The organism is Tabrizicola sp. T74 (assembly GCF_057219935.1).
The window spans coordinates 762,765-789,571 of record NZ_JBXVVT010000001.1; the positions used below are offsets into that span (position 1 = coordinate 762,765).

Sequence of the window (26,807 nt, forward strand, 5' to 3'; positions counted from 1 at the left end):
GATGTCGGCGCGGTCTAGAAATGAAACGCCGCCGTGGTCTTACGGCGCCCCAGGGTCAGCGCATCCGCGACATGCACCATCGGCGCAAGATCGACATCCGAAGCGCGGTTGCGGACAAGTTTGGCCATGCGGGCGTAAAGCGAGGGATACTCACCCATGATCGAATTCTCGCCGCCCGCCGGTTTGCCATCGATCTCGAGCACATTGCCGCCCATGCGCAGCGCTAGGTCACCCTTGTCGGTGCTGACGACGATGTCCCAGGTCTGCGGACCTTCTTGTCGCCAATCGAAATCGGCGGTGACCTTGTTGCTGAATGCCAGCTTCGCCGCGATAGGGGTTTGGCAGTTCTCAGGAAACTCAAGCTCTGCTGAAGTCAAATGGACCGGGGACGGCAAGATCTCGGTCAGGATCGACAGCGCATTGATGCCCGGGTCGAACACACCCATCCCGCCCGGTTCGAACACCCAATCCTGACCTGGATGCCACTTCCGCACATCCTCGCGCCAAGTGATATGTGCCGACTTCACCGCCTTGTCCGCCAGCCAGGCCTTTGCCGGAGCCACGGCATGCGCCATCCGGCTGTGCCATGTCGCGTACAGCGACAGGCCGCGATCACCCGCCAGCGCCTGCAGCTGATGCACTTCCGCTAATGTCGCGCCAGGGGGCTTTTCCAGCATGACATGCCGCCCGGCCTTCAGCGCCGCTTCCGCATAGTCAAAGCGCGGCACCGGCGGCAGGCACAGCGAGACGACCGGCACATCCGGCCGTGCGGCCAGGAAGGTGGCAAAGTCGGTGAAGGCCTCAACCCCCGCGACTTGCCCCTTGCGGCTGACCGTCGCCGCCAGCTCCCAATCCGGGCTGGCGGCGATGGCAGGCACATGCTGGTCAAGCGCGATCTTGCCAATGCCGACCAGAGCCACCTTAATCTTGGCCATCAGTGGCTCTCCCGCGCGACGGCGTTGCCGCGGCAGCCAACAAGGAAGTCCATGTCGGCGCCCTTGTCCGCACCCTGCACGTGGTCGTGGTACAGCTTCGCATAGCCCGATCCCGGCGGTTCAACGGCAGGTTTCCACGCGGCGAGGCGGGCCTTCAGCTCCTCGTCCGAGATGTCGAGGTGCAGGCGGCGGTTGGCCACGTCCAACTCGATGAAGTCGCCGGATCGGACCACGGCCAGCGGGCCACCGCGGGCGGCTTCGGGGCTGGTGTGCAGAACCACGGTGCCATAGGCTGTGCCGGACATGCGGGCGTCAGAAATGCGGACCATGTCGGTGATGCCCTTGCGCAGGACCTTGGGCGGCAGACCCATGTTCCCGACCTCAGCCATCCCCGGGTATCCGCGCGGGCCGCAGTTCTTCAGGACCATGACGCAGGACTCATCAATATCCAGCGCCTCGTCCTCGATCCGGGCCTTGTAGTCGTCGATATCCTCGAACACGACCGCCCTGCCCCGATGCTGCATCAATGCGGGCGTTGCCGCCGAGGGTTTCAGGACCGCGCCATCGGGGGCGAGGTTGCCCTTCACGACGACGATGCCGCCGGATTGGGTCAGCGCCTTTTCGGTCGGCAGGATCACGTCGTCGTTGTGCGACTTCACGTCCTTGACCTCATCCCAGATCGCGCCGCCGGATACGGTGAGCGCGTCCTTGTTCAGAAGGCCTGCCTCGCCCAGTCGCTTGATCACGGCGGGGATGCCGCCGGCGTAGAAGAATTCCTCCATCAGGTATTTGCCCGACGGCATCAGGTTGACGATCGTGGGCACGTCCTTGCCCCATGCGTCCCAGTCGTTCAGCGTCAGGTCAATGCCGCAACGACCCGCGATGGCAAGGAGGTGGATCACCGCGTTGGTCGATCCGCCGATGGCCGCATTGGTGCGGATGGCGTTCTGGAAGGCTTCGCGCGTCAGGATGTCGGACGGCTTCAGGTCGTCCTTCACCATCTGGACGATGCGGCGACCAGTGAGGTGCGCCATGACGCGGCGGCGCGAGTCCACGGCGGGGATAGCGGCGTTGCCGGAGAGGGTCATGCCCAGCGCCTCGGCCATGCTCGCCATCGTCGACGCCGTGCCCATCGTGTTGCAGGACCCGGGGGAGCGGGACATCGACGCCTCGGCCTCGACGAATTCCTCGGCGGTCATCTCACCGGCTTTGACGGCCTCGGAGAACTTCCAGAGGTGGGTGCCGGACCCAACACGTTCGCCCTTGTAGTAGCCGTTCAGCATCGGCCCGCCCGAGACCATGATCGTCGGCAGGTCGACCGAGGCCGCGCCCATCAGAAGCGAGGGCGTGGTCTTGTCGCAGCCGACGATGCAGACAACGCCGTCCATCTGCTGGCCGCGGATGGTTTCCTCGACCGCCATAGCGGCGAGGTTGCGGAACATCATCGCGGTCGGGCGGAAGCCGGATTCCGAAACGGAGAAGACCGGCACGATGACGGGGAAGCCGCCCGCCTCATACACGCCGTGCTTCACCCGCTCGGCCAGGTCACGGGAATGCGCGTTGCAGGGGTTGAGTTCAGAGAAGGTGTCGAGAATGCCGATCACCGGGCGACCGTCGAACAGGTCGGCGGGCAGGCCCTGGTTCTTCATCCAGCTGCGGTGGTAGATCGCATCCTTCGAGGTGCCGGCGAACCATTCCTGGCTGCGAAGCTTGCGGGGCCACGGGGCAGGCTTGAACTTGGACATCGGCTGGCCTCTTTACAGGGGGTGAACTTTGGTCGCGCCCGGCGCCTTCGGGGCGAAAGTCAGGGTATTGCGGAGCGGCTGCCCGAAATCGGCGACCTCGATCTCGAACGTGTCTCCGGCCTGCGTCTTGATGCCGTCGGCGAAGGACAGGGTGGCGGTGCCGAAATAGTGGACATGCAGATCGCCTGGCTGGCGGAAAATGGAATACTTGAAGTGGTGGTGTTCCAGGTTCGCCAGCGTGTGGGACATGTTGGCCTCACCGCTCAGGAACGGCTTTTCCCACAGGGTCTTGCCGTCGCGCAGGATGCGGGAATGGCCGCGCACATCGGCCGGCAGGTCACCCACCAGGATTTCCGGCCCATAGGACGCAACGCGCAGCTTGGAATGGGCGAGCCACAGGTAGTTGACCCGTTCCGTCACATGGTCGGAGAATTCGTTGCCCAGCGCCCAGCCGATCCGGTGCGGGGTTCCGTCAGGGCCGATCAGGTAGATGCCAACGATCTCGGGCTCTTCGCCGCCGTCTTCGGCAAAGCCCGGCGCTTCCAGTGCGGCACCGGGTGCCACTGCAGCGTAACCGTTGCCTTTGTAGAACCACTCCGGCTGCGCCCCAACGTCTCCGGCAGCGGGGCGGCCGCCCTCCAGCCCCATGCGGAACATCTTCATGCTGTCGGTCAGGGTCTCTGCCCCCTGCAGCTTGGCATGCATCGCATCCCGCGCCGAGGCCGAGCCAAGATGGGTCAAGCCCGTGCCGGTCAGATGCAGGTGGGCCGGATCAAGGTGACTGACAGGCAGGTCGAACTCAGCCCGCGACAAGTCGATGCTATCGCCCCGCCCGCGCGTTGCGATCTCGTCCTTCAGGCTGCGCCCGGCCAGTATCGCGGCCATGGCCAACTCATAGACCGAGACAGTGTTCCGCAACACATGCGCGCTGGTGCCTTCGCGAACGACGACGCCGGCCCCTTTGACTGTGGAAAGATGCACCTTGGCCTCACTTGTTCTTGTTGTAGACGTCAAAGATCACGGCGGCCAAAAGCACGAGGCCCTTGATCACCTGCTGGTAGTCGATGCCGATGCCCATGATCGACATGCCGTTGTTCATCACGCCCATGATCAGCGCGCCGACCACGACACCGACGATCTTGCCGGACCCGCCCGCCATCGAGGCTCCACCGATGAACACGGCGGCGATCACGTCCAGTTCGAACCCGGTCCCGGCCTTTGGCGTGGCGCTGTTCAGGCGCGCGGTCACGATCATGCCGGCAAGGGCCGCAAGGACCCCCATGTTGACAAAGCACCAGAAGACCAGCCGGTTGGTGCGGATACCAGACAGTTTGGCCGCCTTCTCATTCCCCCCGGTCGCATAGATGCGGCGCCCGGCGGACGTGTTCTCGGTGAAGAACGCATAAAGCACGGTCAGGATCACCAGGATCACCAGCACGTTGGGCAAACCCCGGAACTGCGCCAGCTTCCAGCCGACAAAGATCAGCGCGGCCGAGACGACGATGTTGCGCGCCCAGAACAGGCCGCTCGGTTCCGGAGCAATTCCGAACTCCGCGTCTCGCGCCCGCGCCCGCAGGCCCAGCCAGATCAGCACCAGCGCGGCGACGACCACGACCAGTACGGCGGTTCCGTTCAACCGCTCCAGCCCCAGCATCGCCTGGTCCCAGTCGCCCATCAGATCCGGGACAAACCCGTTCGCCATCGCCTGGAATTCCTTGGGAAATGGGCCAATGTTCTGCCCGCCCAACAGCCACAGCGTCAGGCCACGGAAGACCAGCATCCCCGCCAGCGTCACGATAAAGGACGGAATGCGCCAGAAGGCGATCCAATAGCCCTGCGCCGCGCCGATGATTCCTCCGACGATCAGCGTGGCCGGGATCACGATCCAGACCGGCAGGCCTGCCTGTACCGTCAGTGCCGCCGAAACCGCGCCGGTAAAGGCCGCGACCGACCCAACGGACAGATCGATATGCCCGGCGACGATCACCAGCAGCATCCCCAGCGCCATGATGATGACGTAGGAGTTCTGCAGGAACAGGTTGGTGATGTTTTGCGCCGACAGGAAGTCGACGTCGATCGTCGCCCGCACGATCACCGTGAAGAAGAACACGATGGCGACCAGCGCCAGCAGCATCCCGTTTTCCCGCAAGTGCCCGCCCAGTCGAGCCTTGATCCCGGTATCTTCCATCACGCTGCCTTTCCGCTGTCTTTCAGGATCAGCGCCATGATCGCCTCCTGGCTTGCCTGCTCGCGGGTCAACTCGCCCACGATGCGGCCCTCGTTCATGACGTAGATCCGGTCGCACATGCCCAGAAGCTCGGGCATTTCAGACGAGATCATCACCACGCCTTTGCCCATTTCGGCCAGCTGGTTCATGATCCCGTAGATCTCGAATTTCGCGCCCACATCGATCCCGCGCGTCGGCTCATCGAGGATCAGCACCTCGGGGTCGGTGAACAGCCACTTGGACAGCACCACCTTCTGCTGGTTCCCGCCCGAAAGGTTTACCGCCTTCTGGTAGACCCCGGGGGTCCGGATTGACATCTGCTTGCGGTAGTCCTCTGCCACGCGCGTCTCGCGCCGCTTGTCAAGGACGCCGCGCATCGCGACACCCGCCAGGTTCGCCAAGGTGATGTTGCGGGTGATCGGCTCTTCCAGCACCAGGCCCAGAACCTTGCGGTCCTCGGTCACATAGGACAAGCCCGCATCGATGGCCTTGGCCACTGTCGAGGTGTCGACCTCCCGCCCGCCGATCCGCACTTCGCCACTGATGTTTCGGCCATAGCTGCGACCGAACAGGCTCATCGCCAGTTCGGTGCGACCGGTTCCCATCAGGCCCGCGATCCCGACGATCTCACCCTTGCGGACGGTAAAGCTCGCGGACTTGATGACCTGGCGGCCCGCCTGCTCGGGGTGCCAGACGTTCCAGTCCCGCACTTCCATAAGCACCTCACCGATCTTCGGCGTGCGCTCCGGGTAACGGTGGGCCATGTCGCGGCCGACCATGTCGCGGATGATCCGGTCCTCGGTAATCTCGTGTCGCTCCATCGTTGACACAGTGGCGCCGTCGCGGATGACAGTGATCCGGTCGGCGACACGGGAAATCTCGTTCAGCTTATGGCTGATGATGATCTGGGTGACGCCCTGCGCCTTCAGTTCCAGCATCAGGTCCAGCAGCTTCTGGCTGTCGTTTTCCTGCAGCGCGGCCGTCGGTTCGTCCAGGATCAGAAGCCGCACGTCCTTGGCCAGGGCCTTGGCAATCTCGATCAGCTGCTGCTTGCCGACGCCCAGCTTTTCGACCTTCGTTGTTGGCGCTTCCTTCAGCCCGACCTTGGCCAGCAATTCCTCGGTCCGCTGAAAGGTCTGTCGCCAGTTGATGACGCCGCTGGGCGCAACCTCGTTGCCCAGGAACAGGTTCTCGGCAATCGACAGCAGGGGTACCAGGGCAAGCTCCTGGTGGATGATGATGATCCCCTTGGCCTCGCTGTCGCGGATGCCCTTCAGGTGCAGCACCTGGCCGTCATAATGGATGTCGCCGTCATAGGTGCCATTCGGATAGACGCCCGAAAGCACTTTCATCAGCGTGGATTTTCCTGCGCCGTTCTCGCCGCAGATCGCGTGGATTTCGCCCTGTTCCACGGTCAGGTTGACGCGATCCAGCGCGCGTACGCCTGGGAAGACCTTGCTGATCTCCCGCATCTCCAGAAGGGCAGGCATGTGGTTCCCCAAAGTCGTGCCGATGCCCGCCGCACCCGGGGGAGCTTTCCGGGCGCGACGGGCAGGGTCGGGTCAGCTTACTTCAGCTGGTCCGCGGTGTAGTAGCCGGATTCCACCAGAACCTTCTCGATGTCGGCGACGCCAAGCGAGATCGGCTCCAGCAGATAGGACGGCACGACCTTGACGCCGTTGTCGTAGGTGGTGGTGTCGTTGATCTCGGGCTCGCCGCCCTGCAGGATCGCATCCACCATCTTCACGGTCACGCCAGCCAGCGCACGGGTGTCCTTGAAGACGGTCGAATACTGCTCGCCCGCCATCATCGACTTGACCGAGGGGATCTCGGCGTCCTGGCCGGTGACGATCGGCATCTTCAGGTCGCCCGAGCCGTAGCCCACGCCCTTCAGCGACGACAGGATGCCGATGGACAGCCCGTCGTACGGGGAAAGCGCGCCGTGCAGCTGCTTGTCGCCGTAGTTCGAGGACAGGAGGTTGTCCATCCGGGCCTGTGCCACCGCACCGTCCCAACGCAGGGTGCCGACCACGTCCATGCCCATCTGGCCCGACGGGATCACGATGTCGCCCGAGTCGATCATCGGCTGCAGGACGGACATTGCGCCGTTGTAGAAGAAGAAGGCGTTGTTGTCGTCGGGCGAACCACCGAACAGCTCGACATTCCACGGCTTCACATCGCCGAAGCGTTCCTTCAGGCCGGCCACCAGCGATTCCGCCTGCTGGACACCAACCTTGAAGTTGTCGAAGGTCGCATAGTAGTCGACCGCGCCGGATTCCCGGATCAGACGGTCGTAGGCGATGACCTTGATCCCGGCGGCGGCGGCATTCTCCAGCGCGTTCGACAGGGTGGTGCCGTCGATGGCGGCGATGACCAGGACCTTCACGCCCTTGGTGATCATGTTCTCGACCTGGGCCAGCTGGGTCGGGATGTCATCCTCGGCATATTGCAGGTCGGTGCCGTAACCGGCGGCCGTGAACTGCTCGACCATCGAGTTGCCGTCCGAGATCCAGCGCGAGGACGACTTGGTCGGCATTGCAATGCCAACGGTGCCCTTGTCCTGGGCAAAGGCCGGCAGAGCCGACAGTGCGGCGGCAGTACCGGCAAGCGCCATAAGGCCGCGACGGGTCAAAATCATCTGTTTCCTCCCGATGATATCTTGTTTGCATCCGCATCAAGCCCGCATTCGCGGCACCTCCTCACGGATGCCGCGCACATTGCGCAGAAGACCCATACCTGTCAAATAGGGTTTGGGAAGTTATTGATAACGGAAATGCCATGAATCAGGCCGCCGCGACCCTGGTGTCGCAACTTCGTCGGCTGAAGCCGATCCAGTTGCGGCTGCTGGCACAGCTTGAACAGGTGGGCGCACTGGGGGCGGCGGCAGAGCGGCTTGGAATCGCCCAGCCGGCGGCGTCGCGGCTACTGGCAGAGATGGAGGCCGCGCTGGGCCTTGTCCTGCACGAGCGTCAGGGGCGCGGGCTGCGGCTGACCCATGTCGGGGCCGCCCTGGCACGCCGGGCCGCGCGGATCGAGATGGAACTGTTCGACGCGGCGCAGGAAGTGGCCGAGGCGGCGACGGGGCGCGCCGGGATCGTCCGAGTCGGCGCGGTGACGGGTCCGGCCCTCAGCCTGATCCTGCCGACCCTCACCGCCATGCAGCGGTCCTTGCCGGACTTCCGCGCCGAGGTGACGGTCACCACGTCAATCACCCTCTGCGACATGCTGCGGGAGGGGCGGCTGGATTTCGCCCTGGCTCGTGCGCCGGCGGGCGACGGTCAGCTGAAGTCGACCGTCATGACCAGCGAGCCGCTTTCGCTGGTGGTGCGGCGGGGACATCCGCTTCTGTTGCGGCCGGAGATCACGGTTCCGGATCTCTTGCAGTTTGACTGGGTCATGGGGGACGATGAGACCCTGCTGACCCAGACGGTGATGGCGCGGCTGGATGAGATTGGTATGCCGGTCCCGAACCGCCGCATCTCGACCTCATCCTTTCTGTTCACGCTGGCTCTCTTGAACCAGACCGACGCCATCGCCCCGCTGGCGACGCCGGTGGTGGACAGCCTGTCGGGCAACCCGTCAGTGCCCTTCGTGTCGCTGCCTATCGACCTGGGCCTGACCGTTGCCCCCTTCAGCCTGGTCACCCGGGCAGGATCGCAGCTGACCCCCTCTGCCCAGCGGCTGGTCGACGCGATCATGGCCAGCCTCTGACCGGGGGCCACGAAAGTGTCCACGGTGGACATTTCCGGTAATGTCTTAGATTTCAGTAGCTTGGTCGCGGACGTATACGGAAAATTAACACTTGGAAATGCCCCGCAAAGCAGCCTTTTTCGTCCAGGATAACCGCAGCATTGAGGGCCGGCACCCGACCTGATAGAAGGCCTCAAATCCGTCCAAGGAGACCCGTACATGGCAGAAGAAACCCCGGCTGGGAATGGCGCGGCAGCGGAAGCGGCCCAAGCACCGGCCCAGATCAAGATGCAGGTGCTGGCCCAGTACGTGCGCGACATGTCCTTCGAGAACATGGTGGTTCAGAAGGGCCTGAGCGCCGGCGAAGTGCAGCCCGACATCCAGGTCGCGGTCAGCCTTGATGCCCGCAAGCGCCCGGTGGCCAACCAGTACGAGGTGGTCACCAAGTACAAGGTCACGTCGAAGAACAAGGTCAACGGCGACGTGCTGTTCCTGCTGGAGGTCGAGTACGGCTCGACCTTCCACATCGAAGGTGTCGCCGAAGAGCAGCTGCATCCGTTCCTGCTCATCGAATGCCCCCGCCTGATGTTCCCCTTCGTGCGTCGGATCATCTCGGACGTGACGCGCGACGGTGGCTTCCCGCCCTTGAACGTGGACACGGTGGATTTCATGGCGCTGTACCGGCAGGAACTGGCGCGGCGGGCACAGGCCCAGGCGGCGGCCCCGACCGAAAAGGTCAACTGACCTCTGTCGGGTGGGGGGCGGCGCCCCCTCACCCTGACCCTCTCCCCCTGGGGGAGAGGGGACGCTTGGGGAACGGGCAGCACCCGGTTCCTTGGACGTCAGACGTCTTTCTTCCAGATCGCCGCGTCGCCCAGCTTGGCCACCATCGCCGCATGGGCGGCGAGCTCTTCTTCGGTGATGCGCGGCGGCAGGGGTTCCGGCCGCGGGCGGGGACGCCAGGTGATGGCTTCCCCGCTGGCGTTGCGTGCCGGGGCCGGAGCGGCAGACCCAAGGACAAGGTCCGGTTGGCGGCCACCGATCAGCTCCAGATAGACTTCGGCCAGGATTTCGCTGTCCAGAAGCGCGCCGTGCTTTTCGCGCATCGAATTGTCGATGCCGAAGCGGCGGCAGAGCGCGTCGAGCGAGGCGGGCGAGCCGGGGAATTTCGTCTTGGCGATGGCCAGCGTGTCGGTGGCCCGCGCATAGGGCAGGCCGGGCAGGCCGATCCGCTCAAGCTCGAAGTTCAGGAATTTCATGTCGAAGGCGGCGTTGTGGATCACCAGTTGCGCGTCGCCGATGAAATCGAGGAAGGCCTGTCCCACCCGGGCGAAAACCGGCTTGTCGCGCAGGGTGACCCCGCCGGGTACCGGCTGGGCGGGGGTTTCCAGAATGTCGTGGCCGATGCCGTGCACCTCGAAGGCGCCCACGGGCATGCCGCGTTCGGGGTTGATGTACTGGTGGTAGGTGCGGCCCGTTGGCAGGTGGTTGAACAGTTCGACCGCGCCGATTTCGACGATGCGGTGGCCCTCGGCGGGTTCAAAGCCGGTGGTTTCGGTATCGAGGACGATTTCACGCATCAAGTTTCCGCCGGATGTCTGCCAGCACATCTTTCACGGCTTGCCGGGCCGCTTCAAGGCCGGTTGTCGGGATGATGTAGTCCGCCCGGGCGCGTTTTTCGACATCGGGCATCTGGCGGGCAAGGATCATCTGGAGTTCCGCCTCGGTCATGCCGCGCATCAAGACGCGTTCGCGCTGGACCTCTGCAGGGGCAGAGACGACGGCCACGGCATCGCAGTCCTTGTCGAGACCGATTTCATAGAGGAGCGGCACGTCAAGGAGGACGATGGGGGCGCGGGTGTGGGACAGAAAGCTTGCACGGTCTGTCGCAACAAGCGGGTGAACTGCGGCGTTCAGGCGGTCAAGCACCGAGGCGTCTTCGTTGATAAGCGCGCGCAGGCGGGGGCGGTTGACGCGGCCGTCCGGGTCCATCGCGTCGGGGAACAGGTTGGCGATGGCCAATGCCGCAGGTTCGCCGGGCTGATACAAACGATGGACGGTGGCGTCGGCATCCCAGACGGGAAGCCCCTCTTCCGCGAACATCTGGGCCGTGGTGGACTTGCCCATCCCGATGGACCCGGTAAGGCCAAGAACGAAAGGCCTTTTCATGCCGAAAGGACGGCCTTGCGGGTGGCGTCGTCGATTTCGGGCCGGGTACCGAACCAGCGCTCAAAGCCTGGGGCGGCCTGGTGGAGGAGCATGCCAAGCCCGTCAACGATGATGCCGCCACGGTCCTCGGCCTCGATCAGAAACTGGGTCTTGAGTGGCGTATAGACGAGGTCGTTGCAGACCGCGCCGGGATTCAGGCGGTGCATCGGCACACTGAACTCAGCCTTGCCGGTCATGCCGAGCGAGGTAGTGTTGATGACGGTGACGGCATCGTCGAGAAGGTTCGGGGCCTGCACCCATTCGTGGACGTGGATTTTGGCGCCGAAGTCCTGGCGGATGGCGTCCGCGCGGGCGCGGGTGCGGTTGGCAAGGCGGATTTCGGGGACCCCGACCTCGATCAGCGCGGCGACGACGGCGCGGGCAGCCCCCCCGGCACCCAGGACCACGGCAGGGCCGGAGGCGGGTTTCCAGTCGGGGGCGTTCTGGCGGAGATTGGCGATGAAGCCGGAGCCGTCGGTGTTGTCGGCGTGGATCTTGCCGTCCTTCCGGAAGATCAGCGTGTTGGCCGCCCCGATCAGCGCAGCGCGGTCGGTGACGACATCGGCGATCTGGAGGATGGCCTCCTTGTGCGGGATAGTGACGTTGCAGCCGACGAAGCCGAGGTCCGGCAGAGTGCGGATCAGGCGGGGCAGATCGACAGGGGCGATGTCGATGGGGATGTAGTGGCCCTTGATGTTGTAGCGTTTCAGCCAGTAGCCGTGCAGGGCGGGGCTGCGGCTGTGGGCGATGGGGTGACCCAGAACGGCGGCAAGCGGGATACGGGGATGATCGGTCATGTGGCGATCATGCCCCGGTTGCCCATCCATGCCAACAGCGGGAGAAGCGGTAGGCCGAGAATGGTGAAATGGTCGCCGGTGATGGCCGAGAAGAGGCGGACGCCTTCTTCTTCCACCTTGTAGCAGCCGACAGAGTGGCGGACGCTTTCCCAGTTCCGCTGGACGTAGTCGTCCAGATAGGCGTCGGAAATGGGGTGCATGGTCAGGCGGGCCTCAGACACATGGCGCCAGACGGGTTCGGCGTTTTCGTAGACGACGGCGGCGGAGAGGAGTTTGTGGGTTTTCCCTCTCAGTTGGCGCAGCTGGGTACGGGCGTGGTCGGGGCTTTCGGGTTTGGCGAAGGTTTCACGGTCCAGCGCGAGGACCTGGTCGCAACCGAGGACAAGGGCGGTCGGGTGTTTCTCGGCGACCTTGCGGGCCTTCATTTCCGCCAGGGCATCGGCGATGTCGCGGGGGGAGGCGCCCTCGGCCGTCAGGGCATCGCGGATGGTGGCTTCGTCGACGCGCGGCGCGATCGGGGTGGGGTCAAGGCCGGCGGCGCGGAGCATTTGCAGGCGCGTGGGTGAGGTGGAAGCGAGGATGAGGGGTTGGGGCAAGGTTGTGAATATCCTTGGTTTGTTCCTGGGTCCCGGGTGGGGGCGATTGCGGGCGCATCGGGGAGTCTGTGGACGGAAGGGGCGTCCCGGGATTGTCGGGACAGAGATATCCCGCTGTGCGCGGGTTTGTCACGAAGGACGGGAGAAGAAGTTGTGCGGGGGGAGGGGCTGGCGGTTTCCTGTGGATAGTGTGCGGTGTTATTCTTTGTTAAGTAACTGGAATTAAAGTGTTTTTCTCGGAGTATCTCTGTGTGCCAACAGTTTTCCCAAACTTTTCCCCAGCGCCCTCCCTGTGGACGGATCCGGGGACTGGCGAAGAAATCCCGTCCTCCACAGGGCCTACATCATCCACATTCCTTCTTTCATTCTTTCTTTATAGAAGAAGGTTGGCGCGCCGGACTTGGGACAGGGACATGCTTGAGACGATCACCGATTTCCTGGCCGACTGGTACCTGGTGACCAAGTCACTGCATGTCGTCTCGGTCATTTCCTGGATGGCGGGGATCTTCTACCTGCCGCGGTTGTTCGTCTACCACGTGGAACAGGTCGAGGCGGGCAGTCGTACCGAGAAGATGTTCCAGACGATGGAGCGGCGGTTGCTGCGCGGGATCATGAATCCGGCGATGATTGCGACCTGGGTGTTCGGTCTTGCGCTGGTCTTCACGCCGGGCGTGGTGGACTGGTCCTTCGCCTGGGCCTGGGTCAAGGCCGCCTGCGTGCTGGCGATGACCTGGTTCCACCACTGGCTGGGCCTGCGCCGGAAAGAGTTCCTGGCAGGGACCAACACCCGCACCGGTCGCACCTACCGGCTGATGAACGAGGTCCCGACGATCCTGATGCTGGTCATCGTCTTCTCGGTCATCCTGCGCTACTGATTGACTTTCGGGCCGCCAGGTCTTACGTGGCGGCTTGCAGGGCCGTCCGGTCCGTCGCATCTCCCGTTGCAAATCCGCTGAGACCCGCCGCAAAGGCCGTGGTCCGCCCAAAGGTATTCCATGACCGTTGAACGCTTGAACCTCGCCGACCTCAAGGCCAAGACCCCGGCCGATCTCCTCGCCATGGCCGAGGAGTGGGAGATCGAGAACGCCCCCAGCATGCGCAAGGGCGAGATGATGTTCTCGATCCTGAAGGAACATGCCGAGGAAGGCTGGGAGATCGGCGGAAACGGCGTCTTGGAAGTGCTGCAGGACGGCTTCGGCTTCCTCCGCTCGCCCGAGGCCAACTACCTGCCCGGCCCTGACGACATCTACGTCTCTCCCGAGATGATCCGCCAGTTCTCCTTGCGGACCGGCGACACCATCGAGGGCGTGATCAAGGCACCGTCCGAGACCGAACGTTACTTCAGCCTGACCAAGGCCACGAAGATCAACTTCGACGATCCCGAGAAGGCCAAGCACAAGGTCCACTTCGACAACCTGACGCCCCTCTATCCCGATGAGCGGCTGAAGATGGAAGTCGAGGACCCGACGATCAAGGACCGCTCTGCCCGGATCATTGACCTCGTCTCGCCAATCGGGAAGGGCCAGCGTGGGCTGATCGTGGCGCCGCCGCGGACCGGCAAGACGGTGCTCCTCCAGAACATCGCGCATTCCATCGCGACCAACCATCCGGAGTGCTACCTGATCGTCCTCTTGATCGACGAACGCCCCGAGGAAGTCACCGACATGCAGCGCACGGTGAAGGGGGAGGTCGTCGCTTCGACCTTCGACGAACCGGCGACACGGCACGTCGCGGTGGCGGAAATGGTGATCGAGAAGGCCAAGCGCCTGGTCGAACACAAGCGCGATGTGGTGATCCTGCTAGACTCGATCACCCGTCTGGGCCGCGCGTTCAACACCGTGGTCCCGTCCTCTGGGAAGGTGCTGACCGGTGGTGTGGATGCGAACGCCCTGCAGCGCCCGAAGCGGTTCTTCGGTGCGGCCCGGAACATCGAGGAAGGCGGGTCGCTGACCATCATCGCGACCGCGCTAATCGACACCGGCAGCCGGATGGACGAAGTGATCTTCGAAGAATTCAAGGGCACCGGTAACAGCGAAATCGTGCTGGACCGGAAAGTGGCCGACAAGCGCGTGTTCCCGGCGATGGACATCCTCAAGTCCGGCACCCGGAAAGAGGACCTGCTGGTCGACAAGATGGACCTGCAGAAGACCTACGTCCTGCGCCGCATCCTGAACCCGATGGGGACGACCGATGCGATCGAGTTCCTGATCTCGAAGCTGAAGCAGACGAAGACGAACAGCGAATTCTTCGAGTCGATGAACACCTAAGGCGGGCGGCGATGGATACGATCTATGCCCTCGCCACGGCGCGGGGTCGGTCGGGCCTCGCCGTGGTACGGATCTCGGGACCGGGCGCGTTTGCGGCCGGTCTTGCGCTTTGTGGGTCCCTGCCTGCGCCACGGGTGGCGGGGTTGCGGCGGCTGGTCTGGGGCGGAGAGCTGCTGGACGAGGCTTTGGTGGTTTCATTCGCGGAAGGCGCCAGCTTCACCGGTGAGGCGGTGGTGGAGCTGCACTGCCACGGCGGCCCGGCGGTGGTGGGCGCGGTGTTGCGGGCTTTGTCTGCGCAACCGGGGCTGCGTCTGGCGGAGCCGGGGGAGTTCACGCGGCGGGCGCTGGAGAACGGTGTGCTGGACCTGGCCCAGGTCGAAGGCCTGGCGGACCTGATAGACGCAGAGACCGAGGCGCAGCGGCGCCAGGCGGTGCGGGTGCTGTCGGGGTCGGTGGGCCAGAAAGTGGATGGCTGGCGGCGTGATCTGATCCGGGCAGGGGCGCTTCTGGAAGCCACGATTGATTTCGCGGATGAGGACGTGCCGGTGGACGTCTCGCCCGAGGTGCTGGCGTTGATCGACGGGCTGATGGCCGACCTCGGGCGTGAGGCGGCGGGGGTGACGGCGGCGGAACGCATCCGGGACGGGTTCGAGGTCGCCATCGTCGGTGCTCCGAATGCGGGGAAGTCGACGCTGCTCAATCAGCTCGCGGGGCGGGAGGCGGCGATTACCTCAGAGATCGCGGGGACGACGCGGGATGTGATCGAAGTGCGGATGGAGATCGCCGGGCTGCCGGTCACGTTCCTGGACACCGCAGGGCTGCGCGACACCGAGGATCGGCTGGAACGCGCCGGAATCGAGCGGGCCTTGGTTAGGGCCGAGGCGGCGGATTTGCGGCTGTTCCTGACGGATGGCTCAGAGTTGCCGCTGGAGCCGGTGGGCGATGATCTGGTGGTTTTGGGCAAGGCAGACACCAAATCTGGTTGTCCCGGTCTGGCGGTTTCGGGGAAGACCGGGCAGGGCGTGGCAGAGCTGATGGCCCGGATTGGCGAAATCCTGGGCGACCGCGTGGGGTCCGCCGGCGCCTTGGTGCGGGAACGGCATCGCGTGGCTGTTACAACGGCGATTGCTGCTCTGGCCGAGTCACGGGCGGAAGTGGTAAGGGATGACTCGCGCGTCGAGCTGGCGGCGGAGCATCTGCGGCAGGCGGTCCGGGCACTGGATGCTCTGGTTGGCCGAGTGGATGTCGACGACCTGCTGGGCGAGATTTTCGCCAGCTTCTGCATCGGTAAGTGAGGGTTTCACGTGAAACACTACGACGTCATCGTGATCGGCGGCGGCCATGCAGGGGCCGAAGCGGCAGCGGCAGCGGCCCGGATGGGTGTGCGGGCGGCGCTGGTGACATTGCGGGTGGAGACGCTGGGCGCGATGTCCTGCAACCCGGCGATTGGCGGCCTTGGGAAGGGCCACCTGGTGCGCGAGATCGACGCGCTGGACGGGGTGATGGGCCGGATGGCGGACCGGGCGGGGATCCAGTTCCGCCTGCTGAACCGCCGGAAGGGGCCCGCCGTGCAAGGACCGCGGGCGCAGATCGACCGGCGTCTCTATCGTGAGGCGATGCGGGCGGAGTTGCTGGCGACCTCAGGGCTGGATGTGATCGAGGGCGAAGTTGCCGGGCTTCGGATGGCGGGCGGCGCGGTGGCTGGGGTCGTGTTGGCGTCTGGGGTGGAGTTGTCCTCGGGCCGGGTTGTGCTGACGGCGGGGACGTTCCTGAACGGCGTGATCCACATCGGCGACCGGCGGATGTCTGGCGGCCGGATGGGCGATTCGCCTTCGAAGCTGCTGGCGGCGCAACTGGCGGAGCTGGCGCTGCCGGTGGGGCGGCTGAAGACGGGTACTCCGCCCCGGCTGGATGGGCGAACCATCGACTGGGCGCGGCTGGAAAGCCAGCCGGGGGACGAGGACCCGTCGGTGTTTTCCTTCCTGAACCGCGCGCCGGAAGCGCGGCAGATTTCCTGCGGGATCACGCACACGAGTGAGGCGACCCACCAGATCGTGCGGGACAACCTTGGGCGCTCCGCAATGTATGGGGGTCATATTGAGGGCGTCGGTCCGCGCTATTGCCCGTCGATCGAGGACAAGGTGGTGCGCTTTGCCGACAAGACCTCGCACCAGGTGTTCCTGGAGCCGGAGGGGCTGGACGATCACACGATCTATCCGAACGGGCTGAGCACCTCGCTGCCGGAAGAGGTGCAGCACGCCTATATCCGCACGATTCCAGGCTTGGAGCAGACGGTGATCCTGCAGCCGGGCTATGCCATCGAATACGATTACTTCGACCCGCGCGGCTTGCACCGGACGCTGGAAACCCGCGCAGTGCAGGGCCTGTACTTCGCGGGCCAGATCAACGGAACGACCGGGTACGAGGAGGCGGGAGCACAAGGGATTGTAGCCGGCCTGAATGCCGCCGCCGCTGCTTGTGGCAAGGCGCCCGTGGAGTTCAGCCGGACGGACAGCTACATCGGCGTCATGATCGACGACCTGACCTCGCGCGGAGTGACAGAGCCATACCGCATGTTCACCTCGCGCGCCGAGTTCCGGCTGACGGTGCGGGCGGACAATGCGGACCGGCGCCTTACTCCGATCGGTCTGCAAGCCGGCTGTGTCACTGAGCGTCGTCGCCAGGTGTTTGAAGCCAAGCTCGAATTGCTCGAATCGGGACGGCTCGCCTTGCAGGCGGAAATGATTGGTCCGAAAGCGCTGAATGACGCGGGGATAGCTGTAAGTCGGGACGGGGGAAAGCGGTCTGCCTATGATGTGCTTTCACTTCCCGGGGCAGAGCTTGATCTAGTCGTGCCAGCGTTCTCAGCCTACCAGATGTTGTCGCGCGACGTGCTCGTTCAGTTGCAGATTGATGCGACTTATGACCAGTACTCGGACCGGCAAGCGAAGGAAGTCGCGGACCTTCGGCGCCAGGAGACGCAGCGAATCCCCTCGTCGCTCGACTACAGCGGCATTTCCGGCCTCTCTAACGAGATGAAGCAAAAGCTCCAGCGAGCGAAACCAGACACGATTCTGCAAGCCTCGCGAATCGAAGGCGTTACGCCCGCAGCTTTGCTCCTTGTCCTGGCGCACTTGCGGAAGCCGCAAGGGGAGCGGCTTGCAGGATGACGGAGGCTGCTGAAGCCTCAGTTGGTGGAGTGAATGTTTCACGTGAAACATTCGCAGCCTTGCGGGCCTATGAAGCACTTGTGCGACGCTGGAACTCTGCCATCAATCTTGTCAGCAAAGGCTCGCTGCAGGATTTCTGGGCGCGTCACATTGCAGATTCCGCGCAGATCTTTGCGTTGTGTCCGCCATCAGCGACACGCTGGGCCGATTTCGGATCGGGCGGTGGCTTTCCGGGGCTTGTCGTTGCTCTTCTTGCAAGGGACAGCATGCCAGACTTGCGTGTAACGCTTGTCGAGTCGGACTTGAGAAAAGCGACGTTCTTACGGCAAGCTGTCCAGACGCTGGGCCTCGAAGCCGAGGTCCGTAGCCAGCGGATCGAATCGCTTGCCCCGCTTGCTGCCGATGTTGTTTCAGCACGTGCGCTCGCGCCCCTTTCCGACCTATTGGCCTTCGCGGAACTCCACTTGAATGCGCAGGGCGTCGCGATCTTTCCAAAAGGCGCGCGTCATGCTGAAGAGATCGCGGAAGCTCGGCGGGCGTGGTCATTTGATCTGGACACGCTGCCAAGCTTGTCCGACAGCGAAGCTGCAATTCTTGTGATCAGGAACATCCATCGTGCCCAGAACTGACCGAGAGCCGTACATCCTTGCTCTAGCGAACCAGAAAGGTGGCGTTGGAAAGACAACGACAGCGATCAATCTTGCTGCCGGCCTTGCCGAGCTTGGCAAGAAAGTCCTGCTAGTGGACATCGACCCGCAGGGCAACTCGTCCACCGGTTTGGGTATCCGACCAGACAACAGGAAGAAGACCAGCTACGATTTGATCGTCGACGGCGTCGACCTACAGGATGTTGTGATCGAAACCGGGATTCCTGACGTCCACATCATTCCCGCGAACGCGGATCTTTCGTCGGCAGACCTGGACATCGTGTCCAACGAAAAGCGCAGCTACTTGCTCCACGATGCGTTGCACCGGCCGGAAATGGACAGCTATGGCTTCGACTACATTCTGATCGACTGCCCGCCAGCGCTGAGCCTGCTGACTGTGAACGCGCTTGTCGCATGTGATTCGGTGCTCGTGCCCCTGCAATGCGAGTTCTTTGCCCTGGAGGGCCTGTCGCAGCTGATGCTGACAATTCGCGACGTACGCAGGTCGGCCAACCCGGACCTAAGGATCGAAGGGATTGTGTTGACGATGCATGACCGCCGCAACAGGTTGACAGCGCAAGTCGAAGCAGATGCGCGCGCCAACATGGGCGAGTTGGTGATGAAGACCACGATTCCCCGGAATGTGCGAATCAGCGAAGCGCCGTCCTACGCCCTGCCTGTGCTGACTTATGACCCGGCCTCCAAGGGCGCGGAGGCTTATCGTGCCTTGGCGAAAGAGATTGCCGACCGCCGAAAAACTCCAGTGATGACAGAGGCCTGAGATGTCCAAGAATGAGAGAAGAGGCCTTGGCCGGGGGCTTTCCGCGCTGATGGCGGACGTGCATCTTGCCGGGCCGGAGCAGATGGCGGCCCCCCGGAAAGCCGAACTGCAGGTTCCGGTCGACAAGCTTGAGCCGAACCCGCAACAGCCGCGGCTGGACTTCAAGCAATCCGAGCTTGAGTCGCTTGCTGATTCGATTCGGCAGAAGGGCGTGATCCAACCACTGATCGTGCGCCGCAAGCCGGGCCGCGATGTCTATGAAATCGTCGCTGGCGAGCGGCGTTGGCGGGCGGCGCAACTGGCGCAACTGCACGAAGTTCCTGTTGTCGTGCGCGAACTTAACGACACCGAGGTCCTGGAAGTCGCGATCATCGAGAACATCCAGCGCGCCGACCTGAACGCCATCGAAGAGGCGCTGGGGTTCCGCCAGCTGATGACCCGATTCGGGCATACGCAGGAAAAGCTGGCCGAGGCGCTCTCGAAGAGCCGCAGCCACGTGGCGAATCTGTTGCGGCTGCTGACACTACCCGATGACGTTCAGGACTACGTCCGCGACGGAAAGCTTTCGGCGGGTCATGCGCGGGCGCTGATCGGCAGTCCGAAGGCCAGCGAGCTTGCGGCGCAGGTCGTGGCCAAGGGGCTGTCGGTCCGTGAGGTCGAGCGGCTGATGAAGGCGCAGGAGTCGGTGAAGCCGTCTGCGCCGAAGCCCGCCAAGGGGTCCGAGAAAGACGCGGACACCCGGGCGCTGGAAGGCGACCTTTCGGCCAATCTAAAGATGCCGGTGCGGATCGAGCACTCCGCGGGCGCAGAGAGCGGGGAGCTGGTGATCCGCTATGGATCGCTGGATGACCTCGATAGGTTGTGCCGGATCCTTTCGCAGCTACCAGATGAAGACTGATCAGTCGGCAGACTGACGGTCAGCCAGCAGCGCGCGGAGGATGCCGTTCAGCATCACCACACCCTGATCGGTCGTGTGGATGCGGTCGCCGTCGCGGGTGAGGAGGCCGAGGGTTTCGACTTCGGCGAGGGCTTGGTCCGATAGGGGCTGTCCGGCGAGGGCGGCGAAGCGGGAGAGCGACGCGCCTTCGCGGAGGCGGAGAGCGAACATCAGGTATTCGCTGGCGCGGTCCTCGGGCGAAAGGCGGTCGGTGGTTTCGGCGGAACCGGGGGACGCGAGCGTGCGAGTCAGCCAAGGGGTTGGCTGGCGCTCGGCCTCCGTCGCGAATCGGGTCGAATCGAGGGTGAGTCGGCCGTGGGCTCCGGGGCCGATGCCGGCGTAGTCGCCCATGCGCCAGTAGATCAGGTTGTGACGCGATTCGTCGCCGGGGCGGGCGTGATTCGAGACTTCGTAGGCGGGGAGCCCGGCGGCACGGGTGATCTCTTGCGTCAGTTCGAACATGTCGGCGGAGAGGTCTTCCTCGGGCAGGCCCTTGAGGAGGTTCTTCGCGTGCATCTGGCCGAAGACGGTGCCGTCCTCGATGGTCAGCTGGTAGAGCGAGAGGTGGCTGGTGCCGAAGTCGAGTGCGCGGCGAAGCTCGTCGCGCCATGCGGGCAGGGTCTGGTTCTGGCGGGCGTAGATCAGGTCGATGGAGACGCGGTCGAAAGTGGATTGGGCGATGGCTATGGCTTTTGCGGCCTCGTCCACCGTATGCATTCGGCCGAGGCGGCGGAGGTCGCCTGGGTCAAGGGACTGGATTCCAAGGGAAACGCGGTTGACGCCCGCCTTGGCGTAGCCCTCGAAGCGCGCGGCCTCGACAGAGCCGGGGTTGGCTTCCAGCGTGATCTCGATGTCGTTCGCAAGGGTCCAAGTCGCGCGGATGCGGTCGAGGATGCCTTGTACGGTGGAGGACTCCATGAGGGAGGGGGTGCCGCCGCCGAAGAAGACGGTGTTGAGGATGCGGCCTTGGGTCAGGGCGCCGATGCGGTCGATTTCAAGCTGGAAGGCCTGCAGCCAGCGGGATTGGTCGACGCGCGCGGCGACGTGGCTGTTGAAGTCGCAGTAGGGGCATTTCGACTGGCAGAAGGGCCAGTGTATATACAGGCCGAAGCCGGCGTGGCGCCAGTCCTCCATCAGGGAAACAGCGCCGCGACGAGTTTACGGAAGGCGTCGGCGCGGTGGGAGAGGCGGTTCTTCTCCCAGCGGTCCATCTCGCCGAACGTCTGGGTGTAGCCGTCGGGCATGAAGATGGGGTCGAAGCCGTGGCCCTGTTCGCCGCGACCGGGCCAGACGAGGCGGCCGAGGGATTTGCCTTCGAAGACAAGGTCTTGGCCGTCTGGAGCGGCAAGGACGAGGGTGCAGCAGAACTGGGCGGTGCGGGGTTCGGGGGCTCTAATGGCCTCCAGCTCGCGCCAGACACGCTCCATGCCAACCTTGAAGTCGCGGCCCTTGGACGTGGTTGCCCAGTCGGCGGTGAAGACGCCCGGGGCTCCGCCCAACGCGTCGACAGCGAGGCCAGAGTCGTCGGCCAGCGCGACGAGGCTCGAGGCATTCGCGGCGGCGTGGGCCTTGAGGCGGGCGTTACCGACGAAGGTGGTTTCGGTTTCCTCAGGCTCGGGGAGGCCGAGGTCTCCGGCGCCGACGACGGTCACGTCGAAGGGCGCCAGAAGGTCGGCGATCTCTTCCAGCTTGCCACGGTTGTGCGTGGCGACGAGAAGGCGATCCCCGCGGTGCAGCATCAGAGGCCCAGGGCCGCGCGTTGGGCGGCGACGAGTGCGGCGTTGCCCTGGCGGGCGAGGTCGAGGAGGTGCAGGAGCTCGTCTTGGCTGAAGGCGGAGCCCTCGGCGGACATTTGCACCTCGATCAGCTTGCCCGCGCCGGTCATCACGAAGTTGCCGTCTGTGCCGGCGGCCGAATCCTCCAGGTAGTCGAGGTCAAGGACGGGCTGGCCAGCGTAGACGCCGCAGGAAACCGCCGAGACGTGGTCGAGGATCGGGTCAGACACGATGACGCCCGAGGACAAGAGCTTGTTCACCGCCAGACGCAGCGCGACCCAGCCGCCGGTGATCGAGGCGCAGCGGGTGCCGCCGTCGGCCTGGATCACGTCGCAGTCGACGACGATCTGGCGCTCGCCCAGGGCCTGGCGGTCCACGCCTGCGCGCAGGGATCGACCGATAAGCCGTTGAATTTCCTGGGTTCTGCCGGATTGCTTGCCCGCCGCGGCCTCACGCCTCGTGCGCGAGTTTGTCGCGCGCGGCAGCATCCCGTATTCCGCCGTCACCCATCCCTGCCCGGTGTTCTTCAGGAAGGGGGGCGCCTTGTCCTCGATCGTGGCGGAGCAAAACACATGCGTTTCGCCCATCTTGATGAGGCAAGAGCCCTCGGCATGCTTCATCACGTTGGTTTCGATTGAAACCGCCCGTAGATCGCTTAGTTTTCTGCCTGACGGACGCATCGCCGAACCTTTCCTAGGGATGCGGCCACATATGCAACCGCGGGCCAAGGATGCAACCCCGATTACCATGACCAGCCAGCCGATCCTGTCCGACATGAACGACCGCACGCGCGAGGTTTTCCGCCGCGTGGTCGAGGGCTATCTGAACTCGGGCGAGCCGGTGGGGTCTCGGACGCTCACCCGGACCTTGTCCGAAAAGGTCTCGGCGGCGACCGTGCGGAATGTCATGCAGGATCTGGAATATCTGGGCCTTCTGGACAGCCCGCATATCTCGGCGGGCCGGGTGCCGACGCAGGCCGGGCTGCGGATGTTTGTCGACAGCCTGCTGGAAGTAGGCGAAGTCGCGCCGGAGGATCAGGAAAAGATCGACGCGACGCTGGGAATCAATGACCACGACGTGACGACCCTGCTGGATGAGGTCGGCGCCGCGCTGTCGGTCATCACCCGTGGGGCGAGCGTAGTGCTTGCGCCAAAGCGGGAAGCGGCGATCCGGCATATTGAGTTCGTGAGCCTTGGCCCGGACCGGGCGCTGGTGGTGCTGGTCTTTGCCGATGGACAGGTCGAGAACCGAGTCTTTGTGCCACCGCCGGGGCAGACACCATCCTCGATGCGGGAAGCGGCGAACTTTCTCAATGCCTTGGCTGAGGGGCGGACGCTGTCGGAGCTTCGCGCCAATATGGTCAATGAGATAGCCCGGCGCAGGCAGGAGATCGACTCGCTGGCGCGGGAGTTGGTCGAAAGTGGCCTGGCCCTCTGGGAAAACGCCGGGGAGCCGTCGGAGCGGCTGATCGTGCGCGGCCGGTCGAACCTGATCGGCGAAGCGGCGGATCAAGCGGAGATCGACCGGATTCGCGTGCTGTTCGACGATCTGGAACGCAAGCGGGACATCGCCGAATTCCTGAACCTGACCGAGGCGGGCGAAGGTGTGCGCATTTTTATCGGTTCAGAGAACAAGCTTTTCTCACTTTCCGGTTCAAGTCTGGTGGTTTCTCCCTATATGAACGCTGATCGAAAGATCATCGGCGCGGTGGGCGTCATCGGACCGACTCGGCTGAACTACGGCCGCATCGTCCCGATTGTCGATTACACCGCCCAGCTGGTGGGCCGCCTGGTCTCTGACCGCGGCAAGGGCTGAAAGAGGACGTTGCGAATGTCGCAGGAAGAAGCCACCTCGCCGGTGGAGCTGGAAGAGTTTGAACCCCAGATGGATGAGCTGGAGGCCCTGCGGGCCGAGCGCGATGAGTTGCGCGACAAGTTCATGCGGGTGCTGGCGGATGCCGAGAACAGCCGCAAGCGGGCCGAGCGGGACCGGAAAGAGGCCGAGATGTATGGCGGGACGCGGTTGGCGCGGGACCTGCTGCCGGTCTACGACAACCTGAACCGCGCGATCCAGGCGATCCCGGAGGAGTCTCGGGCAGCTTCGGCGGCGTTGATCGAGGGCGTCGAGCTGACCCTGCGTGAGCTGACCAATGTGATGACGAAGCACGGGATCACGATGATTTCTCCTGCGGTGGGGGACCAGTTCGACCCGCAACTGCACCAGGCGATGTTCGAGGCGCCGCTGCCAGGGACCAAGGCCGGGCAAATCATCCAGGTGGCGACGGAAGGGTTCCTTCTGCACGACCGCCTGCTGCGCCCGGCGCAGGTCGGGGTGTCGTCGAACACGGCTGGATAAGGGCGGTGGGCGCGTCGCCCACCCTACGCCAGCCCCTTGATTTCATAGATCAGTTTCAGGGCTTCCATCGGGGTGAGTTCATCCGGGTGGATGTCCTTCAGCCGCTCTTCGACTGCTGAGACCTTCTGCTTTTGCGGTGGGGGAGCGGGGGGCGCGGCGCGGAAGAGGGGGAGGTCGTCGATCAGGGTGGCCTGTTTGCCGCCCTCACGGTCGCCCTTTTCCAGCGCGTCGAGGACGACCTTGGCCCGTTCGATGACCGATGCGGGCAGGCCCGCCAGCCGGGCGACCTGGACGCCGTAGCTGCGGTCGGCGGCGCCTTCGCGGACTTCGTGCAGGAAGATGACCTCGCCTTCCCATTCCTTGACGGTGACGGTGGCGTTCTTCACGCCCGGCAGCTTGCCTGCGAGTGCCGTCATCTCATGGTAATGGGTGGCGAAGAGGGCGCGGGAGCGGTTGACCTCGTGCAGATGTTCGAGGGTTGCCCAGGCGATGGAGAGGCCGTCATAGGTGGCGGTGCCGCGGCCGATTTCGTCCAGGATCACCAAGGCGCGGTCGTCGGCCTGGTTCAGGATGGCGGCGGTTTCGACCATTTCGACCATGAAGGTGGAGCGCCCCCTTGCGAGGTCGTCGGAGGCGCCAACCCGGCTGAAAAGCTGGGAGACGAGGCCGATGCGGGCTGACGTGGCGGGGACGTGGGAGCCGGCCTGGGCGAGAAGGGCGATGAGCGCGTTCTGGCGGAGGAAAGTGGATTTGCCGGCCATGTTGGGGCCGGTCAGCAGCCAGATCGCCGGGGTGTCCTTGTCGGTGAGGGCGCAGTCATTGGCGACGAAGGGCTGGCCGTCCTTGCGGAGGGCGCGTTCGACGACGGGGTGGCGACCTGCGGTGATCTGGAAGGCGCGGCTGTCGTCGACTTCCGGGTGGCACCAGTTTTCTTCGGCGGAGAGGTCGGCGAAAGCGGCGGCGAGGTCGATTTCGGCCAGGGCACGGGCGGCTAGGGCGATGGCGGCGGAGTGGTCGAGGATTTCGGCTTTCAGGCCGGAATAGTGACGCTTTTCGATCTCCAGCGCGTGGTTGGCAGAGTTGAGGATGCGGGTTTCCAGGTCGGAAAGCGCGAGGGTGGTAAAGCGGACCTGCCCGGCGGTGGTCTGGCGGTGGATGAAAAGCTCGGGCATGGCGCGCATGCGGTCTTCGTGGGTGGTCGTGGTCTCGATGAAGTAGCCCAGCACGTTGTTGTGCTTGATCTTCAGCGAGGCGATGCCGGTCTGGTCGATGTAGTCGGCCTGCATCCGGGCGATGACGCTGCGGCCTTCGTCGCGGAGGGCGCGGGTTTCGTCGAGTTCGGGGTCGTAGTGGGGCGCGATGTAGCCGCCGTCGCGGGTGAGGAGCGGGGGCTCGGCGACGAGAGCGCGGGTCAGGAGTTGGACGAGTTGGTCGTGGCCGATCAGCGATTGGGCAGCTTCCGCCAGCAAGGGTGGCGCTTCGGCAATCAATCCGGCGATGCGGCCAGCCTGTTCGAGACCGGCGCGGATGGCGGCCATGTCGCGGGGGCCGTCGCGGTCGAGCGCGAGGCGGGAGAGGGCGCGGTCGATGTCGGGGACGCGGCGGAGCGCCTCGCGGAGCTGGTCGCGGAGGGTGGGGGTTTCGAGGAGGTGGTCGAGGGCGGCTTGTCTCGCGTGGATCACGTGGAGGTCGAGCGAGGGGGAGGAGAGGCGGCGTTCCAGGAGGCGCGCGCCGCCGGCGGTGACGGTGCGGTCGATCGCGGCCAGGAGCGAGCCTTCGCGTCCGCCGGAAAGGGCCTGAGTGAGTTCGAGGTTGCGGCGGGTTGCGGCGTCGATCTGCATCGTGCCGCCGAGGGGTTCCTTGACCGGGGGTCGGAGGAGGGGCATCCGGCCGCGCTGGGTGAGGTGGAGGTAGTCGACCAGCGCGCCCATCGCGGAGATCTCGGCGCGGTCGAAGGTGCCGAAGGCGTCGAGGGAGGCGACGTGGAAGAGGTCGCAGAGGCGGCGCTCGGCATTGGTGGAGTCGAAGCTGCCTCGGCTGAGCGGGGTGACGGCGGTGTTGTCGAGGAGGGGGGCGATGTCGCGTTCGCGGGCCTCGGAGAGGAGAAGCTCGCGGGGGGCGATGCGGGCGAGGTCGGGGCCCAGGCGAGTGAGGGAGGAGGGCATCACCCGGAACTCGCCGGTAGAGATGTCGGCCCAGGCCAGCGCCGCCTGGTCACGGACCTCGGCGAAGGCGGCGAGGAAGTTGTGGCGGCGGGCTTCGAGGAGGGAGTCTTCGGTCAGCGTGCCAGGGGTGACGAGGCGGACGACGTCGCGGCGGACGACCGCCTTGGAGCCGCGCTTCTTCGCCTCGGCGGGGTCTTCCAGCTGTTCGGCGATGGCGACGCGGAAGCCCTTGCGGATCAGTGTGAGGAGGTAGCCCTCGGCCGAGTGGACCGGGACGCCGCACATGGCGATGGGCTCTCCGAGGTGGAAGCCGCGCTTGGTGAGAGCGATGTCGAGGGCTGCCGCGGCGGCGTCGGCGTCGTCGAAGAACATCTCGTAGAAGTCGCCCATCCGGTAGAAGAGGAGGGCGCCGGGGTTCTGGGCCTTGATCTCCAGATACTGCGCCATCATCGGCGTGACGGTGTCTTCGGTCACTGCGTTTCCCCCGGGTTGGGGGGGAGAGTATCGGGTTG

Annotated in this window: 25 protein-coding genes; 11 read left to right on the forward strand and 14 right to left on the reverse strand. The window is 64.6% G+C overall.

The window, feature by feature from the left end; translation table 11 throughout:
• Window positions 1–14: 14 nt before the first annotated feature.
• From AC2EAL_RS03995 to chvE, 6 genes are all read right to left on the reverse strand, one after another.
• Window positions 15–935, reverse strand: coding sequence for a Gfo/Idh/MocA family protein (locus AC2EAL_RS03995; RefSeq protein WP_484722873.1), 921 nt, complete (start codon window positions 933–935; stop codon window positions 15–17).
• Window positions 935–2,680, reverse strand: coding sequence for an L-arabinonate dehydratase (gene araD / locus AC2EAL_RS04000; RefSeq protein WP_484722874.1), 1,746 nt, complete (start codon window positions 2,678–2,680; stop codon window positions 935–937). Before araD ends, AC2EAL_RS03995 begins: the two co-directional genes overlap by 1 nt.
• Window positions 2,681–2,692: 12 nt before the next feature.
• Window positions 2,693–3,661 carry an AraD1 family protein gene (gene araD1, locus AC2EAL_RS04005; RefSeq protein WP_484722875.1) on the reverse strand — a complete coding sequence of 323 codons (969 nt, stop codon included), beginning with the start codon at window positions 3,659–3,661 and terminating at the stop codon, window positions 2,693–2,695.
• A 7-nt stretch (window positions 3,662–3,668) separates the two neighbouring features.
• A complete protein-coding gene (mmsB, locus tag AC2EAL_RS04010) occupies window positions 3,669–4,868 on the reverse strand; it encodes a multiple monosaccharide ABC transporter permease (RefSeq protein WP_484722876.1) in 1,200 nt (399 codons plus the stop codon).
• Window positions 4,868–6,397 carry a multiple monosaccharide ABC transporter ATP-binding protein gene (gene mmsA / locus AC2EAL_RS04015; protein ID WP_484722877.1) on the reverse strand — a complete coding sequence of 510 codons (1,530 nt, stop codon included), beginning with the start codon at window positions 6,395–6,397 and terminating at the stop codon, window positions 4,868–4,870. Before mmsA ends, mmsB begins: the two co-directional genes overlap by 1 nt.
• Window positions 6,398–6,474: 77 nt before the next feature.
• Complete coding sequence (gene chvE, locus AC2EAL_RS04020) at window positions 6,475–7,521, reverse strand: multiple monosaccharide ABC transporter substrate-binding protein (protein ID WP_484723396.1); 1,047 nt, start codon at window positions 7,519–7,521, stop codon at window positions 6,475–6,477.
• Window positions 7,522–7,685: 164 nt separating this feature from the next.
• On the opposite strand from chvE, the gene AC2EAL_RS04025 reads away from it, so the two are divergent.
• Both AC2EAL_RS04025 and secB read left to right on the forward strand, forming a co-directional pair.
• Entirely contained in the window at window positions 7,686–8,618 is a 933-nt protein-coding gene (locus tag AC2EAL_RS04025) for a LysR family transcriptional regulator (RefSeq protein WP_484722878.1), read from the forward strand.
• A 198-nt stretch (window positions 8,619–8,816) separates the two neighbouring features.
• Window positions 8,817–9,341 (forward strand): protein-export chaperone SecB, encoded by a 525-nt coding sequence (gene secB, locus AC2EAL_RS04030; protein WP_484722879.1) that lies wholly within the window; start codon window positions 8,817–8,819, stop codon window positions 9,339–9,341.
• A gap of 98 nt (window positions 9,342–9,439) precedes the next feature.
• On the opposite strand, the gene dnaQ is transcribed toward secB, so the two are convergent.
• Genes dnaQ through AC2EAL_RS04050 form a run of 4 tightly spaced genes read right to left on the reverse strand, consistent with a single transcriptional unit; the run spans window position 9,440 to window position 12,198 of the window.
• The gene (gene dnaQ, locus AC2EAL_RS04035; protein WP_484722880.1) at window positions 9,440–10,177 is read right to left on the reverse strand and encodes a DNA polymerase III subunit epsilon; all 738 of its coding nucleotides are present in this window, start codon (window positions 10,175–10,177) and stop codon (window positions 9,440–9,442) included.
• On the reverse strand, window positions 10,170–10,766 hold the full coding sequence (gene coaE, locus AC2EAL_RS04040) for a dephospho-CoA kinase (protein WP_484722881.1): 597 nt from the start codon (window positions 10,764–10,766) through the stop codon (window positions 10,170–10,172). The genes dnaQ and coaE overlap by 8 nt, the downstream gene beginning before the upstream one ends.
• Window positions 10,763–11,602, reverse strand: a complete 840-nt coding sequence (locus AC2EAL_RS04045) for a shikimate dehydrogenase (RefSeq protein WP_484722882.1) — start codon at window positions 11,600–11,602, stop codon at window positions 10,763–10,765. Before AC2EAL_RS04045 ends, coaE begins: the two co-directional genes overlap by 4 nt.
• Window positions 11,599–12,198 carry a Maf family protein gene (locus AC2EAL_RS04050; protein WP_484722883.1) on the reverse strand — a complete coding sequence of 200 codons (600 nt, stop codon included), beginning with the start codon at window positions 12,196–12,198 and terminating at the stop codon, window positions 11,599–11,601. The genes AC2EAL_RS04045 and AC2EAL_RS04050 overlap by 4 nt, the downstream gene beginning before the upstream one ends.
• 413 nt (window positions 12,199–12,611) lie before the next feature.
• Here AC2EAL_RS04050 and AC2EAL_RS04055 point away from each other — a divergent pair, with 413 nt between their 5' ends.
• The 7 genes from AC2EAL_RS04055 (at window position 12,612) to AC2EAL_RS04085 (ending at window position 19,961) form a co-directional block, all read left to right on the forward strand.
• Window positions 12,612–13,073, forward strand: coding sequence for a CopD family protein (locus AC2EAL_RS04055; RefSeq protein WP_484722884.1), 462 nt, complete (start codon window positions 12,612–12,614; stop codon window positions 13,071–13,073).
• A 120-nt stretch (window positions 13,074–13,193) separates the two neighbouring features.
• Window positions 13,194–14,465: a transcription termination factor Rho gene (rho, locus tag AC2EAL_RS04060; protein ID WP_484722885.1), complete on the forward strand. Its 1,272-nt coding sequence runs from the start codon at window positions 13,194–13,196 to the stop codon at window positions 14,463–14,465.
• A gap of 11 nt (window positions 14,466–14,476) precedes the next feature.
• Window positions 14,477–15,760 (forward strand): tRNA uridine-5-carboxymethylaminomethyl(34) synthesis GTPase MnmE, encoded by a 1,284-nt coding sequence (gene mnmE, locus AC2EAL_RS04065; RefSeq protein ID WP_484722886.1) that lies wholly within the window; start codon window positions 14,477–14,479, stop codon window positions 15,758–15,760.
• A 9-nt stretch (window positions 15,761–15,769) separates the two neighbouring features.
• Window positions 15,770–17,635 carry a tRNA uridine-5-carboxymethylaminomethyl(34) synthesis enzyme MnmG gene (gene mnmG, locus AC2EAL_RS04070; RefSeq protein WP_484722887.1) on the forward strand — a complete coding sequence of 622 codons (1,866 nt, stop codon included), beginning with the start codon at window positions 15,770–15,772 and terminating at the stop codon, window positions 17,633–17,635.
• Entirely contained in the window at window positions 17,632–18,264 is a 633-nt protein-coding gene (gene rsmG, locus AC2EAL_RS04075) for a 16S rRNA (guanine(527)-N(7))-methyltransferase RsmG (protein WP_484722888.1), read from the forward strand. The genes mnmG and rsmG overlap by 4 nt, the downstream gene beginning before the upstream one ends.
• Window positions 18,251–19,063: a ParA family protein gene (locus AC2EAL_RS04080; protein ID WP_484722889.1), complete on the forward strand. Its 813-nt coding sequence runs from the start codon at window positions 18,251–18,253 to the stop codon at window positions 19,061–19,063. Before rsmG ends, AC2EAL_RS04080 begins: the two co-directional genes overlap by 14 nt.
• A 1-nt stretch (window position 19,064) precedes the next feature.
• Window positions 19,065–19,961, forward strand: a complete 897-nt coding sequence (locus tag AC2EAL_RS04085) for a ParB/RepB/Spo0J family partition protein (protein ID WP_484722890.1) — start codon at window positions 19,065–19,067, stop codon at window positions 19,959–19,961.
• On the opposite strand, the gene hemW is transcribed toward AC2EAL_RS04085, so the two are convergent.
• The 3 genes from hemW to rph are packed head-to-tail and all read right to left on the reverse strand — an operon-like array spanning window position 19,962 to window position 22,455.
• Entirely contained in the window at window positions 19,962–21,134 is a 1,173-nt protein-coding gene (gene hemW, locus AC2EAL_RS04090) for a radical SAM family heme chaperone HemW (RefSeq protein WP_484722891.1), read from the reverse strand.
• A complete protein-coding gene (gene rdgB / locus AC2EAL_RS04095; protein WP_484722892.1) occupies window positions 21,134–21,739 on the reverse strand; it encodes an RdgB/HAM1 family non-canonical purine NTP pyrophosphatase in 606 nt (201 codons plus the stop codon). Before rdgB ends, hemW begins: the two co-directional genes overlap by 1 nt.
• Window positions 21,739–22,455, reverse strand: coding sequence for a ribonuclease PH (rph, locus tag AC2EAL_RS04100; protein ID WP_484722893.1), 717 nt, complete (start codon window positions 22,453–22,455; stop codon window positions 21,739–21,741). The genes rdgB and rph overlap by 1 nt, the downstream gene beginning before the upstream one ends.
• Before the next feature lie 67 nt (window positions 22,456–22,522).
• Here rph and hrcA point away from each other — a divergent pair, with 67 nt between their 5' ends.
• Both hrcA and AC2EAL_RS04110 read left to right on the forward strand, forming a co-directional pair.
• The gene (hrcA, locus tag AC2EAL_RS04105) at window positions 22,523–23,590 is read left to right on the forward strand and encodes a heat-inducible transcriptional repressor HrcA (protein ID WP_484722894.1); all 1,068 of its coding nucleotides are present in this window, start codon (window positions 22,523–22,525) and stop codon (window positions 23,588–23,590) included.
• A 15-nt stretch (window positions 23,591–23,605) separates the two neighbouring features.
• Window positions 23,606–24,130, forward strand: a complete 525-nt coding sequence (locus AC2EAL_RS04110; protein ID WP_484722895.1) for a nucleotide exchange factor GrpE — start codon at window positions 23,606–23,608, stop codon at window positions 24,128–24,130.
• A gap of 23 nt (window positions 24,131–24,153) precedes the next feature.
• Here the strand turns inward: AC2EAL_RS04110 and mutS are convergent, their stop codons facing one another.
• Window positions 24,154–26,769, reverse strand: coding sequence for a DNA mismatch repair protein MutS (gene mutS / locus AC2EAL_RS04115; RefSeq protein WP_484722896.1), 2,616 nt, complete (start codon window positions 26,767–26,769; stop codon window positions 24,154–24,156).
• Between the last annotated feature and the right edge of the window lie 38 nt (window positions 26,770–26,807).

What these genes read in the sequence shown, in the direction of transcription:
- AC2EAL_RS03995 (WP_484722873.1), bottom strand. Translation starts at nt 935, where the DNA reads ATGGCCAAGATTAAGGTGGCTCTGGTCGGCATTGGCAAGATCGCGCTT.
- araD (WP_484722874.1), bottom strand. Translation starts at nt 2,680, where the DNA reads ATGTCCAAGTTCAAGCCTGCCCCGTGGCCCCGCAAGCTTCGCAGCCAG.
- mmsB (WP_484722876.1), bottom strand. Translation starts at nt 4,868, where the DNA reads ATGGAAGATACCGGGATCAAGGCTCGACTGGGCGGGCACTTGCGGGAA.
- mmsA (WP_484722877.1), bottom strand. Translation starts at nt 6,397, where the DNA reads ATGCCTGCCCTTCTGGAGATGCGGGAGATCAGCAAGGTCTTCCCAGGC.
- chvE (WP_484723396.1), bottom strand. Translation starts at nt 7,521, where the DNA reads ATGGCGCTTGCCGGTACTGCCGCCGCACTGTCGGCTCTGCCGGCCTTT.
- AC2EAL_RS04025 (WP_484722878.1), top strand. Translation starts at nt 7,686, where the DNA reads ATGAATCAGGCCGCCGCGACCCTGGTGTCGCAACTTCGTCGGCTGAAG.
- secB (WP_484722879.1), top strand. Translation starts at nt 8,817, where the DNA reads ATGGCAGAAGAAACCCCGGCTGGGAATGGCGCGGCAGCGGAAGCGGCC.
- dnaQ (WP_484722880.1), bottom strand. Translation starts at nt 10,177, where the DNA reads ATGCGTGAAATCGTCCTCGATACCGAAACCACCGGCTTTGAACCCGCC.
- coaE (WP_484722881.1), bottom strand. Translation starts at nt 10,766, where the DNA reads ATGAAAAGGCCTTTCGTTCTTGGCCTTACCGGGTCCATCGGGATGGGC.
- AC2EAL_RS04045 (WP_484722882.1), bottom strand. Translation starts at nt 11,602, where the DNA reads ATGACCGATCATCCCCGTATCCCGCTTGCCGCCGTTCTGGGTCACCCC.
- AC2EAL_RS04055 (WP_484722884.1), top strand. Translation starts at nt 12,612, where the DNA reads ATGCTTGAGACGATCACCGATTTCCTGGCCGACTGGTACCTGGTGACC.
- rho (WP_484722885.1), top strand. Translation starts at nt 13,194, where the DNA reads ATGACCGTTGAACGCTTGAACCTCGCCGACCTCAAGGCCAAGACCCCG.
- mnmE (WP_484722886.1), top strand. Translation starts at nt 14,477, where the DNA reads ATGGATACGATCTATGCCCTCGCCACGGCGCGGGGTCGGTCGGGCCTC.
- rsmG (WP_484722888.1), top strand. Translation starts at nt 17,632, where the DNA reads ATGACGGAGGCTGCTGAAGCCTCAGTTGGTGGAGTGAATGTTTCACGT.
- AC2EAL_RS04085 (WP_484722890.1), top strand. Translation starts at nt 19,065, where the DNA reads ATGTCCAAGAATGAGAGAAGAGGCCTTGGCCGGGGGCTTTCCGCGCTG.
- hemW (WP_484722891.1), bottom strand. Translation starts at nt 21,134, where the DNA reads ATGGAGGACTGGCGCCACGCCGGCTTCGGCCTGTATATACACTGGCCC.
- rdgB (WP_484722892.1), bottom strand. Translation starts at nt 21,739, where the DNA reads ATGCTGCACCGCGGGGATCGCCTTCTCGTCGCCACGCACAACCGTGGC.
- rph (WP_484722893.1), bottom strand. Translation starts at nt 22,455, where the DNA reads ATGCGTCCGTCAGGCAGAAAACTAAGCGATCTACGGGCGGTTTCAATC.
- hrcA (WP_484722894.1), top strand. Translation starts at nt 22,523, where the DNA reads ATGACCAGCCAGCCGATCCTGTCCGACATGAACGACCGCACGCGCGAG.
- AC2EAL_RS04110 (WP_484722895.1), top strand. Translation starts at nt 23,606, where the DNA reads ATGTCGCAGGAAGAAGCCACCTCGCCGGTGGAGCTGGAAGAGTTTGAA.